This window comes from Qaidamihabitans albus (assembly GCF_016464705.1).
GTDB lineage: Bacteria > Actinomycetota > Actinomycetes > Mycobacteriales > Pseudonocardiaceae > Qaidamihabitans > Qaidamihabitans albus.
Genome location: NZ_JAEHOB010000004.1, coordinates 99,048 through 112,853 on the forward strand (window position 1 = coordinate 99,048; position 13,806 = coordinate 112,853).

Below are 13,806 nucleotides of genomic sequence, written 5' to 3' on the forward strand. Positions count from 1 at the left end.
TCGATCATGACCGAGTTCCACGTCTCCCCGGCCGGGGACGACTCCGCCCCGGGCACTCCGGAGCGTCCGTTCGGCACGCTGCACCGCGCACAACGCGCGGCAAGGGAGGCGAGCGGAGAGGTCGTGGTGCACCTGCGAACGGGCACGCACGTTCTCGCCGGGCCCCTCGAGCTCACCGAGGACGACTCCGGCCGGGACGGCCACCGGATCACCTACCAGGCATACGGATACGGCACCGGCGACCAGGAGCAGGCCGTCGTCAGCGGTGGCCGGGTGATCACCGGCTGGCAGGAGCGGGATGGCAGGTGGCTGGCCGAGGTCGGCGACCTGGAAACACGTCAGCTCTATGTGGACGGTCGCAGGGCCGAACGAGCCGGTATCGACGGACTTCCCGGCACCGCGAGCAGGACCGGGACCGGTTACGTCACGGATAGCTCGGCTCCGCTGGACTGGCAGGACCCGGCCGGGGTCGAGTTCGTCTACCGGGGCATCTATCCCTGGACCGAGGCCCGCTGCGGTGTCGCGGCCGTCGCCCGCGACGGCGACTCCGCCACGGTCACCATGTCGCAACCCGCCTTCTCCCGGGCCGTGGACCTCTACAACTCCGCCTGGGAGGGCCACGTGCTGGTGGGCCCCGACCTGCCGACGCGGGTGGAGAACGATCTGGCCTTCCTCACCGAGCCCGGCACGTTCGCACTGGACCGCTCCCGCCCCGGCCGGCACGTCCTGCACTACCTCCCCCGTCCCGGCGAGCACCTGGCACGCACCCAGGTGGTGGCCCCCGCCCTGGAGACGCTGCTGCGCGCCACCGGCACCCGCGACGTCTCGTTCAGGGGACTGACCTTCGCCGACGCCACCTGGCTACGCCCCAGCAGCGACCGGGGCTTTCTGCACTACCACGGGAACGCCTACTACGACGGCGGCGGCATCGACCGGGTGGTCGTGGTGGAGGGAGAGGCGTGGGTGACGGTCCCGACGGAGTCGGAGACGATCCCCGCCTGCGTGAGCCTCGACGGCACCACCGCCACGCGGTTCGAGGGCTGCCGCTTCACCCGGCTGGGTGCCACGGGCCTCGGCGCGACCGGTGGCGCGGACCTCACGGTGCGCGGCTGCGACTTCGACACCCTCGCCGCCTCCGCCGCCTCGGTCACCGGCAGCGGCAACGCACTGATCGAGGACAACCTGATCCGGCGCATCGGCCTGGACTACTCCGGCTCCCCCGGCATCGCGCTCATGAACACAGTGGACTGTGCCGTCGTCGGCAACCACGTTTCCGACGTCCCGCACTGCGGCATCATCGCGGGTCCCGGAAAAGGCACCCGCATCCTGCGCAACCTCACCACCGCGACCATGGGAGTGCTGGCAGACGGTGGCGGCATCTACGTCGGCGGCCCGCAAGGCGACTCGCAGGAGAACGGCGCGGTGGTCAGTGGCAACGTCATCAGGGACACGCGCACGCCGTACAACTTCGCCCTCTACACCGACTACGGGGCTTCGTGGGTGACGGTCGAGGGAAACGTGGTCGCCCGTGCGGACAACACCGCCGTCCTGCAGGTCAGCCCGCCGCTGGAGCACGTCGTCTACCGGGGCAACTTCTGGGACGCCGACCCGTTGGGCAGTGACGCCGTGCCCGCGGGCGTCACCTACGAGGACAACGTCACGCTCGCCGACGAGGGCGAGCTCGACGCGGCCACGGCCGCGATCCAGGCTCGTGCGGGACTCCGGCGCGTCCGCGTGCGATGAACGAGTGTCCGCAGTCCTGAACCCGCTCATGACCATTTTGGAGGCACGCGACTGACACGGACGGCGTTGGTGACGGTAGCCGTCGGTGGCTGCTTGCCAGTTCGTTGCCGATGGTCGTGGCCGACCCCGAGCGCGTGCGCTTCGAGGTGTTCCGGCGCATCGCGGCCCTGTACCGGCCTTCCGCCTCACGCCGACGCGCAGCCCTCACCCTACGCAGAGCCGAACGCCTGTTCGGGTACCTTTCCGGTGAAAGCGGCAGACACGGACGGTGAGCACATCAAGGATCGGCCGCCGGCAGCGTCAGCGGGTCCGGTAGCGCGCGTAGATCAGTCCGCTGTCGAAGGCACGCTCCTCGACCAGCTCGAGATCGAGGCGCACGCCGTCGGGGAAGAACCGCTTGCCGCCGCCGACCACGCTCGTGGTGATGAACAGGTGGTACTCGTCCACCAGGCCAGCCGCGATCGCCTGGGCCGCGAGGTTCGGGCCGTCGACAGTGAGGTCGTGATCAGCCTCGGCCTTGAGCTTGCGCACCGCGTCCGGGTCGAAGGTCCGCTCGATCCTGGTCTTCGCGCTGGACACCGACTCGAGCGTCGTGGAGTACACGATCTTCTCCGCGGCCTGCCAGTCGCGGGCGTACTGCAGGATGTGCGGCGGCTGGTCGGGCTCGGTGTGCGCGGTCTCCCAGTAGACCATCGTCTCGTAGATCCGGCGGCCGTAGAGGTACGTGCCGACGGGGCGGAAGAGGTCGTTGATGAAGGTGTGCACCTCCTGGTCGTCGGCCCCGGTGCCGAGGTCCCCCTCCGCCGCCTCGGCGTAGCCGTCGAGCGAGGTGATCATCGAGTAGATGAGCTTTGCCATGTGTCTCCTTCGGGTACGAACGCGTCAGTCCGCCGGCGGTCCTGCAGGTTTTGACCTCCGCACGACCCGAAACTCATCGATCGGCCGGCATCCCGCCGCCGGGGGTGAGCAGCCCGTGCTGCAGGGCGCGCAGCACCGCTCTGGTGCGGTCCCGGACACCCAGCTTCGTGAGCAGGCTGGACACGTGGTTCTTCACCGTGCCTTCGGCCAGGTGCAGCGCCGAGGCGATCTCCCGGTTGACGTAACCGCCCGCGAGCAGCCGCAGGATCTCCTGCTCGCGCCGGGTGAGCGGCTGCAGCGGCGGCAGGTCGTCGATCTCCTCCTGCCTCGGCAGCTGCCCGGCGGAGCGGACGAGCCGTTCGGTGAGCGCCGGCTGCACGAGCGTTTCCCCGGCCGCGAGCGTGCGGATGGCACCGATGAGCTGGTCGAGGGTGACGTCCTTGAGGAGGTATCCGTGCGCGCCGGCGCGCAGTGCACGCAGCACCAGCTCGTCGTCGTCGAAGGTGGTCAGCACCAGCGTGGGCAGCTCGACGCCGCGCGCCCGCATGGCGGTGAGCGTGGCGATGCCGTCGCGGCCCGGCATCCGGAGGTCGAGCAGCAGCACATCGGGTGGATCGGTGGCGAGGATCGCCAGCGCCTCGTCGCCGTCGGCGGCCTCCCCGGCGACCGTCACCTCGGACGACAGTTCCAGCAGGCTGCGGATGCCCTGGCGGACGATGGTCTGGTCGTCGACGACGCACACGCGGATCATGGTGCGGGCACCGTGGCGTCGAGCCGGAAGCCGGACCGGCCGTCGAAGGACACCGCACCGCCGAGCTGTTCCACCCGTTCGCGCACGCCGGTCAGCCCGTTCCCGGCCCGCAGCAGCACCACACCCCGGCCGTCGTCGCGCGCGCTGAGCGTGATCCCGCCACTGCCGGAGTGACCGACGTGGATCCAGAGGTTCTCCGCCTCCGCATGCCGGATGGCGTTGGTGACGACCTCCTGCGTGCAACGGATCAGCGTGGCGGCGCACGCCTCGTCCGGTTCGACGTCCTCGTCGACGGTGAGGTGCACCCGGGGGCGCGGCAGGTCCGCGACGATCTCCCGCAACGCCTCGCGCAGCTCGGGCGGCCGCGCGCGCAGCTCGCCGACGGCGGTCCGCACATCGCCGAGCAGGTCCTTGGCCAGCCCCCTGGCACGCAAGACGTGCTCGGCGGCGTCGCGCCCTTCGCGGTGGGCGGCGACCTCCAGCTCGAGCACTAGCGCGGTGAGCTGGTGACCGACGAGATCGTGCAGCTCGCGCGCGATGCGCAGCCGTTCGGTCGAGCGGCTCGACTCCGCGAGCAGGGCCGTCGCGGCCCTCAGCTCGGTGTTGGCAACGGCGAGCCGTTCGCTGGCGGCGGCCTCCCGTAGCTGGCTCCACACCGCCCACACCGAACAGGCCTGGAGCATCGCGTAGATGAGCGCCCCCAGTACCGCGTCGGCCGGCCCGCCGCCGTTGATCGTGGCGACGAGCGCGACCAGCCCGCTGTTCGCGACGAGCAGCACGAGGGTGACGCGCCGGGAGGCGATGTGGGCCGCGAACGCGGTGACGAACACCAGCAGGATCGGCGTCCATCCGGCACGGGGAGCCAGCAGCACGGCACCCGCGCCGCACAGCGTGAGCGCGACGAGCAGCCGCACCGGATGCAGCCGGGCGAACGCCGAGTCGGTGAAGATGAGCCCGAGCAGCACGAGGTAGCCGACGTAGCAGGCCGACCACAGCCAGCCGGGGCCGGTGGTCAGGTCACCACCGGTCAGCTCACTCACCAGCACCGGTGCCCCGACCAGCAGGCACACCACGACCAGGCTCGCCGCACCCCACGTCTCGAGCCGCGACTCGCTCATCCGGCCAGACTACAAAGCTCGCCGCCGCCGTGCCCGTGCCGGAAGTCACGGGCACCGATCATGACCTCCGGCACCCGACGGCGACGGGTCCGGCTCCTAGCGTCGGTGCCCCAGGAAACACGTACCGGAGGTGCCCATGGCCGTGATCGAGGTCGATGGCCTGCGCAAGCGCTACGGCGACACCGTCGCCGTGGACGACGTCGGCTTCGGCGTCGAGCGAGGTGAGATATTCGGCCTCATCGGACCCAACGGCGCGGGCAAGACGACCATCGTCGAATGCATCGAGGGTGTTCGCAGACCCGACGCCGGCCGGGTCGAGGTGCTCGGCCTCGACCCGCTACGGGACCGGGCGCAGCTGCGCCAGGTGCTCGGGGTGCAGCTACAGCACGGGATGCTGCCCGACAAGCTCCGCGTCGGCGAGGCACTGCGGCTGTACCGCTCCTTCTACCGCGACGGCGTCGATCCCGAACGCCTGCTCACCGATCTCGGCCTGACCGCCAAGCGACGGACGGCTTTCGACAGCCTCTCCGGCGGCCAGGCCCAGCGGCTCTCCATCGCGCTCGCCCTCGTCGGAAACCCGAGGATCGCGGTGCTCGACGAGCTCACCACCGGTCTCGACCCGCAGGCGCGGAGGAACATCTGGGACCTCATCGAGCAGATCCGCGACTCCGGCGTGACGGTGCTGCTGGTCACCCACTTCATGGACGAGGCGGAGCGGCTCTGCGACCGGATCGCGATCGTCGACGACGGCAGGCTGGTGGCCCTGGACACGCCGGGCGGCCTGATCGCGAGGGCGGGAACGGGGCAGCGGGTGCGGTTCCGCGCCACCGAGCCCTACGACCGGGCGGCGCTGACGCGGCTCACCGAAGTCACCGAGGTCACGACCCGGCGGGGCGAGACGGTGGTGAGCGGCACGGGGAACCTCCTGCACGCCGTGACCTCCGAGCTCGCGCGGCAAGGGGTGGACGCGACCGGGACCCGGCACGAACAGCCCACTCTGGACGATGCGTTCCTCGCCATCACCGGCCGCATGCCCGAACGGAACGACGAGGAGGCCGAGCGATGACCGACCGCAGGCACGCCGTCCGTCCCGGCCCGGGCGCCTGGGCGCTGCTCACCCTGACCGAGGGCAAGCTCGTCGCGAGGGATACGGCCGGGTTGATCATCCCGCTGGGCCTGCCGATGCTCATCATGGTGATGAACGGGCTGGGCGCGGACCGCGCGGGCATCCCGGAGTTCGGTGGCCTGCCCGCGCTGGACGCCTACGTGGTGCCGCTGACCATCGCGATGGTCGTCGCGCTCATCGGCGTGGTGAACATGCCGTCCTTCCTCGCCGCCTACCGCACGACCGGGGTGCTGCGCAGGCTCTCGGTCACCCCGGCGCACCCGGTGATGGTGCTCGTGGCGCAGGTGCTCGTCAGCCTCGCCCAGTCGCTGCTCGGCGTGGCCCTGGCGCTGGGGCTGGCCCGGCTCGCCTTCGATGTCTCACCGCCCCGCCAGCTGCTCGGCGCCGTCGGGGTGTTCCTGCTCATGGCGGCCGCCATGTACGCGATCGGCATGCTCGTGGCGGCCGTCTCGCCGACCACCAACGCCTCCGTGGCCATCGGCCTGGTCGCGTTCTTCGCGCTCTTCGCGCTGGGTGGCGGCTTCGGGGGCAGGCAGAACCTGCCGGACTGGCTCGCCACCGCCGGCGCCTATCTGCCGTACGGCGCGGGACTGGACGTGCTCAGCGCCTGCTGGACCGGGGCCGGTCCCGCGGGCGGGCAACTCGCCGCGCTCGCCGCGACGACCGTGCTCGCCGGGGGTGCCGCGGCCAGGCTGTTCCGGTGGAGCTGACGCCCGCGCCCGGTGCGACCGGTGTGGGACGGCGCTCACCGGGTAGTCCCCGGATGACCATGTCGAGGAGCACCATCATGATCATCCAGCACTCGATCGACGTGCGCGTGCCTGCGCGCACCGCATACAACCAGTGGACCCAGTTCGAGACGTTTCCACGTTTCGTGGACGGTGTCGAGAAGCTGCTCCAGCGCACGGACACCCAGTTGCACGGGCGGGCCGACGTCGAGGGACGGCACACGTTCGACATCGACATCACCGACCAGGTACCGGACGAGCGGATCTCGTGGCGCTCGGCGCAGGGACCGGAGCACAGCGGCACGGTCACGTTCCACCGGACCGACGACGAGCGCTGCCGGATCGATGTCGAGGCCGTCGTGCCGGAGGGAACCCCGGACTCGGTCGACAGGTTCGTCGAGGACGGCCTCGCGGCGTTCAAAGAGTACATCGAGCGCCGCGGCAGCGAGACCGGCGCGTGGCGCGGGAAGGTCGTCTCCGGGCGGGACGGTATGCCGCACGTCCTGCAGGGCGGGGGCACGTAGGGCGCGCGGTACCGGCAGGGCGCGGGATGCTGGGCGACCGCGCTCACTCGCCGACGTCGGAAGCGGCGCCTACGGTGGATGACGATGGATGTTCGAAGCAAGGGTACCGCCGACGCCGACGTGGTTGAGCTGTGCGCGCGACTGCTCCGCTTCGACACCACCAACCGGGGTAACGGCGACGCGGAGGGCGAGCGGGCCGCGGCCGAGTTCACCGCCGAGGTGCTCGGCGAAGCGGGCGTCGAGCCGGCGATCTACGAGTCCGCGCCGGGACGCGCGAACCTCGTCGCGCGGCTGCCGGGAACCGACTCCTCGTTACCGGCGCTGCTGCTGCACGGGCATCTCGACGTGGTGCCCGCGGAGTCGGCGGACTGGACCGTGCCGCCGTTCGCGGGCGAGGTGCGCGACGGGCAGCTCTGGGGCCGGGGTGCCGTGGACATGAAGTGCTTCTGCGCGATGGCGCTGTCGGTGGTGCGGTGGTTCGCCGCCACCGGCACCCGGCCCCGCCGCGATGTGGTGCTGGCGTTCGTCGCCGACGAGGAGGACCGCAGCGAGCTCGGCGCACAGTGGCTCACGAGGGAGCACCGCCGGCTGTTCGAGGGTTGCGCGGCGGCGATCGGTGAGACGGGCGGATACACCTTCCACACACCGGACGTGGAGGGGCGCGACGTGCGGCTGTACCCGGTGGGCACGGCCGAGCGCGGAACCGCGCACCTGAAGCTGACCGCCAGGGGCCGGGCCGGTCACGGTTCCCGGCGCAACGACGAGAACGCCGTCGTCCGGCTGATCGGCGCGCTGGACCGGCTGGCCGCACAGGAGTGGCCGGTCACGCTGTCCCCCATCGTGCGGGCGTTCCTCGCTCGCACCGGCGACGCGCTGGGTGTCGATGTCGACCTTTCCGACGTCGACGGGACGCTGGCCAGGCTGGGGCCCGCCGCCAAGCTGGCCGAGACGACCGTTCGCAACAGCACCACGCCGACCATGCTCGACGCGGGTTACAAGGTCAACGTCATCCCCAGCGAGGCGACCGCGCACGTCGACACGCGCGTGCTGCCCGGCACGGAGGCGGACCTGCTGACCGAGGTCGACGACCTGCTCGGGCCCCACATCGAGCGGCAGTTCGTGGCCAGGCAGGCGCCTGTCCAGGCTTCACTGGACTCGCCGTGGTTCACCGCCATGGCGCAGGCGCTGCGGTCCGAGGACCCGGAGGCCGTGGTGGTCCCTTACTGCATGGGCGGTGGCACCGATGCCAAGGTCTTCACGCCGCTGGGCATCGAGTGCTACGGGTTCGACCCGCTGTGGCTGCCCAAGGGCTTTCCCTACGCGGCGATGGCGCACGGCGTCGACGAGCGGGTGCCGGTGGAGGGACTTCGCTTCGGCGCGCGGACACTGGGACACTTCCTGGCCCACTGCTGAGCGGACGCGGGACTCAGGCCGGCCGCCACACCAGCTCGTCCACGACGTCGGTGAGCCTGTTGTTCCGCGCGTACGCGGCCCGCTGCCGCTGAGCGCCGCAGCCCTCGACGGCCAGCTTGCGCAGCACGAACCTGGCGAGGTCGAGATCCGGGCCCCGCAGCACCGGGCGGAGCTTCTCGGCGAGCAGCCCCGGGACGTCCCGGCCCGGCATCAGCTCACCGGTCAGCGGGCTGGGGCACCACCCGGCCAGGCCGTCCCTGGCCGCACGCCACAGGAAGGCCCGCAGGACCTCCTGGCGCAACGGCGACGCGGGCCTTCCCCGCTCGATGTCGTCCATGGCCCGCGCGACGAGCCCTGCCACGCCGATCCCGAGCAGGGCGGACTGCTCGGCCGTGACGGCGACGTCGCCGATGCGGAACTCCAGCGTGGGCTGCGTGTCCGAGGGCCGGATGTCCCAGTAGACCATGCCCCGGTCCACCATCGCCCCGGCGCGCAACATCGCCGCCACGCTGTCCTCGTAGTGCGCCAGCGACTCGAACATCGGCGGCGGCCCCGCCGAGGGCCACAGTGCCCACCGCACGTAGCGCCAGCTGCTGTAGCCGCTGTCCACGCCGTCGACGTAAGGGGAGTTCGCCGTCAGCGCCAGCAGCACCGGCAGCCACGGCCGCAGCCGGTTGCTGATCTCGATCCCGGTGGCGCGGTCGGGGATGCTCACGTGCACGTGAGCGCCGCAGTTCGTGGCGGCGTTGGCGATCGCGCCGAAGAAGGCCGCTATCCGCTCGTAACGGGCACGCGGGGTGATGCCGGCCGACTCGGTTTCCGCGAGCAGCGGGGTGCCGCTCGGCAGCACCCGCAACCCCCTGGCCGCGGCCTTGGCGGCGAGCTCCGACCGGAGCTGCTTCAGCTGCGCGAGCAGCTGGTCGCCGCTCGCGCAGACGGGGGTCGCCAGCTCGACCTGGCTCCGGGTGATCTCCTCCTGCAGCTCGCCATCCGGCTCCTCGGCTGCGCCCACGACCTCCGGACCGAACCGGGCGAGCCGCCCGTCCTGCCGGACGAGCAGGAACTCCTCCTCGACGCCTACCGTCAATCCGTGCCCGATCATCGTTACGGTTAGCCTCTCTCGCCGGGTCGAAACAGGCATACCCGCCCGGTCGCCCTCACCCACCCGGCGGGTTCGCCGCCGGGTGCGCGTGCCGTGCCGATAGCGGCCCGAACTGTCCGCTGTGGACTTGCATGTCGCGGGAGAGCCAGTCCTCGGCCGGACAAGGTTCGCTCAGCCGGTGCAGTGCCGTGCGGGCCGCGGCGGCCCAGTGCGGTGCCCGCGCACGCTCCGCGATCACCTCTGCCCACCGGTAGTGCTCCACGGCTTCGTCGTGCCACCCGAGCGCGGCGGCGAGGTCGCCGAGGTAGTGCGCGGCGGGGCCGACGGAGAGCAGGCCGCTTCCCGCCCCGGCGAGTTCGCCCGCCGCCGGGAGCAGCCGAGCGTGCAGGCGTCGCATCGTCTCCCGGTCTCCGGCCTGGACGGCCGACACCGCGTGCAGGCACGTCCTGACCTCGAAGAGCAGGTCACGCGGCGAGTCGGGAATGGCGCGCGCGGCGGCGAGCGCCTGTTCGTGCTCGCCCTGCGCGAGCAGCACCAGCGGGCGGGCCCAGCCCTCGTGCGGCCCCCAGTCGGCGCCCGCCTGCTCGCCGGACGCGGCGCCAGGGGCGTCGAGGCTGAGCAGCGCGAGCGGAAGGATCCCTTCGGCCAGGCCGGTCATCCCGGTGCCGGCCAGCCGGTCGGCGGCCGCGCGGTAGGCCGTTCGCGCCTCGTCCGTCCGGCCGCCCACCGCGAGCCGGAGCGCCGCGTACCACTCGGTGAACACGCCGACGAGCGGGAGTTCGTGGCGTTCGGCGAGCTGGTCGGCCGCGGCGGCGTGCCGGTCGGCGGCTGCGAGGTCGGCGAGCGCAGCGCGAGCCTGGACGAGAATCAGGTGCCCGAGCACCTCGAAGGTCACCAGGCCGTGGTGGCCGGCCAGGCCGAGCAGTTCCTCGCCGATGCGGGCCCGTTGGGGTGCGAGCCCGGCGCGGTGGAAGCTCTGCAGGAAACGGCCGTTGAGTGCGGAGGCCAGCAGCCCGGCGTCCCCCAGCCGACGGGCAATCATCTCGGCCTCCCGCGCCGCCAGGTAACCGCGCCGCCCGGTGTCGGCGCGCCGCTCCATCGCGATGGTCGCCAGCAGCCGTGCGCGTTCGGCCTCGCGGTCGGCGGGCAGCAGCGGCAGGGCGCGTTCGGCCGCCGCCACCACGCGGGCGGAAAGGGCCTCGTCGTCGTTGGTCGTCCAGATCGCGGGCACGTCGAAGGAGCCGATCACCCTGGCGGTCAGCACCGGATCACCGAGCGCCTCCGCGGCGGTGACCGCCTCGGCCCGGTGCCGCCGCGCCCGCCCGAGCTCACCGGTCACCGCCAGTGCCCGGACCATGCCCATGAGCGCATCCAGGCGGCCCTCGGCGTCGGTGCCCGAGCGATCCAGGGCGGCGATCGTCTCCCGCCACAGGCGTGCGGCTTCGTGCGGCGCGGACCGGCGCTCCGCTCGTTCGGCGGCGGCGCGCGCGTAGTGCGCCGTTCGCGCAGCGGTGGCCCGGTCTCCCGCTCGAAGGAGGTGGTGGGCGACCGTCTCCACGTCACCGGGCCGGACCACCTCGATGATCCCGGCGGCCGCGGCGTGCCACCGGGCACGGCGGGCGCGTGTGCTGTCCTCGTAGAGCGTCTCCCGCACCAGCACGTGCGCGAACCGCAAGCGCTCGGCGGCCGGCTCGACCAGGAAGCCCGCGAGCACTGCGGACTCGACGGAGTCCAGGACCTCCTCCTCGTCCCCGGCGAGCCGGATCAGCACATCGAGATCGACCTCGTCGCCGAGCACCGCGGCCTGGCGCAGGTGGGTTCGCGCCGTATCGGTGAGCCCGGCCAGGCGATGCCGGATGACGTCCCGGACACCGGCCGGCACGGTGTGCAGGGCCGCGCCACCCCCGGCCCCCCAGAGCCGGGTGAGCTCCCGCACGAAGAAGGGGTTCCCCGCACTGCGCGCGTGGATGGCCCGGATGTCGGCGCCGGTCGGCTCGCCGTAGCCGCCTGCCCGGACCATCTCCGCCACCTGCGGCTCGGTCAGTCCCCCGAGGCGGATCCGGACCGGTTCCACACGGGCGGCCCGGCCCAGCGCCCCGGCCAGCCCGGTGGAGACCTCCGTCGACCGGTAGGTGCCGACGATCAACACGGCTCCGGCGGCCGGATCGGCGGCCATCGAGGTCAACAGTGCGAGCGTGTCCTCATCGGCCCAGTGCAGGTCGTCGAGGACGAGCAGGACCGGGCCCTGTCCGGTGACCGTGGCCAGGCCGGAACCGATCGTCCGATGCCGGCGGAATCTCGCCGCGATCGAGTCGTCGTCCTTGCCGTCGCCGGGCTCCGTGTCCGGGAACGCCTGTTCGTGCCCGGCCGCCGCGAGGCCCGCCCGCAGCTGTGTCCACGGCCAGTCCGCGGGCGCGCCGGGAAGCTCAGGGCAGGCACCCCACGCGGTGGTCCAGCCGGTGGCTCGCAGACGTTCGGCCAGCGCACCGGCCAGCGCGGTCTTGCCCGCCCCGGCCGCTCCGGACAGCAGGGCCAGTCGCGGCCGGGCCGCCGACGCGACGGCCGCCGCGGCTTCGGTGAGCTCGGCCAGCTCGCCGGTACGGCCGACGAACGGGCGCTCGACCGGCAGGGGCCGGTCCACCGGAACCTCCGTACGGGCCCGCGGCTGCCGGACGGGGTGCGCGGTGAGGTGGGGCGCCTGGGCGAGGATGTCCACCTCCAGCCTGCGCAGGCCCTCGCCGGGGTCCACCCCGAGCTCGGTTCGCAGAATCTCGCGCGCGCGGCGCAGCGTGGTCATCGCCTCGCCCTGCCGCTGCGTTCGATAGAGCGCCAGTGCCAGCAGCCGCCAGCCGTCCTCGCGCAGCGGATGCGCCGCGACGTGGGCCCGCAGGTCAGGCACTGCCTCGGCCGCCCGCCGCAGTGCCAGCGCCGCTTCGGCACGGCGTTCCACGGCCAGCGAGCGCAGCTCGGTCAGCCGGGCCGCCTCACCGCGCGCCCAGTCCTGCTCGGCGAACTCCGCGTACGCGGGTCCCCGCCACAGTGCGAGCACCTCGTCCAGCAGCGCGAGGGCCCGCCCGGCCTCGTCGTCGCCGAGGAGCTCCGCGGCGGTGGCCACCGCCGCATCGAAGCGCCACGCGTCGACCTCCTCCGGCTCGGCGCGCAACGCGTAGCCGGGCGGCGTCGTAACCAGCAGCCGGGCGGGTGTACGGGGCCGGCGCCGGGGTTCGAGGACTTTCCGCAGCTCGCCGACGAAGGTCTGCACGGCGCCGAGGGCGCCCTCCGGCGGGTCGTCCCAGAGGTCGTCGATGAGCCACGTGACCGGCACCACGCGGCCCCTGGCGACCAGCAGCCGGGCCAGGACGGCCCGATGCCGCAGGCCCTTGAGACCGACCGGGCCGTGCTCGTTCTCGGCCACCAGCGGGCCCAGCACGCGGAAACCGACCATCACCGGACAACCTAGCCGCCCGCTCGGGCCCGGCTGAGCCGGCGCTGACCGGGAGCTGATCGGCGGCCCGCAGAGTCGCCGTGTACGAGTCGAACGGACCCGCAGGAGCACAACCATGGAATCGAAGATCAGCGCGTTCGCCCAGCGGCGCGTCACCGTCGCCGACGGCGTCGCGCTCAACGTCGCGGTGGGCGGCTCGGGCAGCCCGGTCGTGCTGCTGCACGGCTTCCCCCAGACCCACCTGATGTGGCGGCACGTCGCGGCCGACCTGGCCGCCGACCACACGGTGATCTGCCCCGACCTGCGCGGCTACGGCGACAGCGACAAACCGGCCGACCCCGGCGGGCGGGCCTATGCCAAGCGCACGATGGCCGCCGACGTCGTCGCCCTCGCCCGCACGCTCGGACACGAGCGCTTCGCGCTGGCCGGCCACGACCGGGGTGCCCTGGTCGCCATCCGCGCCGGACTCGACCACCCCGGCGCGATCACCCACCTGGCCTCGCTGGACGTGCTGCCGACCCTCGACATGTGGGACGTGCTGCACGGCACCTCCGCGGCGGTGGGCTTCCACCTCTTCCTGATGGCACAGCCGCCCGGGTTGCCCGAGACCATGATCAGCGGCTCGGCGGACGCCTTCTTCGGCTACTTCCTCGACGCCTGGGCCGTCGATCCGAACGCCATCCCCGCCGACGTTCGCGCCGCTTACCTGGAGGCGTCCCGTGCGGCCATCCCGTCGATCGTCGCCGACTACCGCGCGTCGGCCACCGTCGACGTCGAACACGACCGGGCCGACCTGCGGGCCGGTAACCGGCTGCGGATGCCGGTGACCGTGCTCCAGCAGGACTGGGGCGCGGCGCTCGGCTTCGACGCCGCCGCCCGGTGGCGCGCCTGGGCGCCGGACCTGGAGCACAGGACCGTCTCCTGCGGGCACTTCATGGCGGAGGAGGCTCCCGAGGAGGTCGGCAAGGCCCTGCGTGACCTGCTCGCCAGGTAGTGCG

11 protein-coding genes are annotated in these 13,806 nt (G+C 72.6%); 6 read left to right on the forward strand and 5 right to left on the reverse strand.

Translation table 11 applies throughout. From position 1 onward, the window contains the following. The first annotated feature begins 6 nt into the window (after positions 1-6). Positions 7-1,743 (forward strand): right-handed parallel beta-helix repeat-containing protein, encoded by a 1,737-nt coding sequence (locus JAP66_RS09415; RefSeq protein WP_199431257.1) that lies wholly within the window; start codon positions 7-9, stop codon positions 1,741-1,743. Between the two features lie 300 nt (positions 1,744-2,043). Here JAP66_RS09415 and JAP66_RS09420 read toward each other — a convergent pair whose 3' ends face one another. From JAP66_RS09420 to JAP66_RS09430, 3 genes are all read right to left on the reverse strand, one after another. Beyond that, positions 2,044-2,601 (reverse strand): dihydrofolate reductase family protein, encoded by a 558-nt coding sequence (locus tag JAP66_RS09420; RefSeq protein WP_199431258.1) that lies wholly within the window; start codon positions 2,599-2,601, stop codon positions 2,044-2,046. A 73-nt stretch (positions 2,602-2,674) separates the two neighbouring features. Then, the gene (locus JAP66_RS09425) at positions 2,675-3,352 is read right to left on the reverse strand and encodes a response regulator (protein ID WP_199431259.1); all 678 of its coding nucleotides are present in this window, start codon (positions 3,350-3,352) and stop codon (positions 2,675-2,677) included. After that, entirely contained in the window at positions 3,349-4,470 is a 1,122-nt protein-coding gene (locus JAP66_RS09430; protein ID WP_199431260.1) for a sensor histidine kinase, read from the reverse strand. Before JAP66_RS09430 ends, JAP66_RS09425 begins: the two co-directional genes overlap by 4 nt. Before the next feature lie 136 nt (positions 4,471-4,606). Here JAP66_RS09430 and JAP66_RS09435 point away from each other — a divergent pair, with 136 nt between their 5' ends. The 4 genes from JAP66_RS09435 to JAP66_RS09450 all read left to right on the forward strand — a co-directional run bounded on the left by JAP66_RS09435 (position 4,607) and on the right by JAP66_RS09450 (position 8,261). After that, positions 4,607-5,536 carry an ABC transporter ATP-binding protein gene (locus JAP66_RS09435; RefSeq protein ID WP_199431261.1) on the forward strand — a complete coding sequence of 310 codons (930 nt, stop codon included), beginning with the start codon at positions 4,607-4,609 and terminating at the stop codon, positions 5,534-5,536. After that, the gene (locus tag JAP66_RS09440; protein WP_199431262.1) at positions 5,533-6,306 is read left to right on the forward strand and encodes an ABC transporter permease; all 774 of its coding nucleotides are present in this window, start codon (positions 5,533-5,535) and stop codon (positions 6,304-6,306) included. The genes JAP66_RS09435 and JAP66_RS09440 overlap by 4 nt, the downstream gene beginning before the upstream one ends. A 77-nt stretch (positions 6,307-6,383) precedes the next feature. Next, positions 6,384-6,848 (forward strand): SRPBCC family protein, encoded by a 465-nt coding sequence (locus JAP66_RS09445; RefSeq protein WP_199431263.1) that lies wholly within the window; start codon positions 6,384-6,386, stop codon positions 6,846-6,848. Positions 6,849-6,932: 84 nt separating this feature from the next. Continuing rightward, positions 6,933-8,261 (forward strand): M20/M25/M40 family metallo-hydrolase, encoded by a 1,329-nt coding sequence (locus tag JAP66_RS09450; RefSeq protein ID WP_199431264.1) that lies wholly within the window; start codon positions 6,933-6,935, stop codon positions 8,259-8,261. Between the two features lie 13 nt (positions 8,262-8,274). Here JAP66_RS09450 and JAP66_RS09455 read toward each other — a convergent pair whose 3' ends face one another. Together JAP66_RS09455 and JAP66_RS09460 are read right to left on the reverse strand one after the other, a co-directional pair. Then, entirely contained in the window at positions 8,275-9,348 is a 1,074-nt protein-coding gene (locus JAP66_RS09455) for a carboxylate-amine ligase (RefSeq protein ID WP_235998901.1), read from the reverse strand. A gap of 70 nt (positions 9,349-9,418) precedes the next feature. Beyond that, positions 9,419-12,808, reverse strand: coding sequence for an ATP-binding protein (locus tag JAP66_RS09460; protein WP_199431605.1), 3,390 nt, complete (start codon positions 12,806-12,808; stop codon positions 9,419-9,421). Between the two features lie 115 nt (positions 12,809-12,923). Between JAP66_RS09460 and JAP66_RS09465 the strand changes: the two genes are divergently transcribed. Continuing rightward, positions 12,924-13,802, forward strand: coding sequence for an alpha/beta fold hydrolase (locus JAP66_RS09465; RefSeq protein WP_199431266.1), 879 nt, complete (start codon positions 12,924-12,926; stop codon positions 13,800-13,802). Positions 13,803-13,806: the final 4 nt, after the last annotated feature.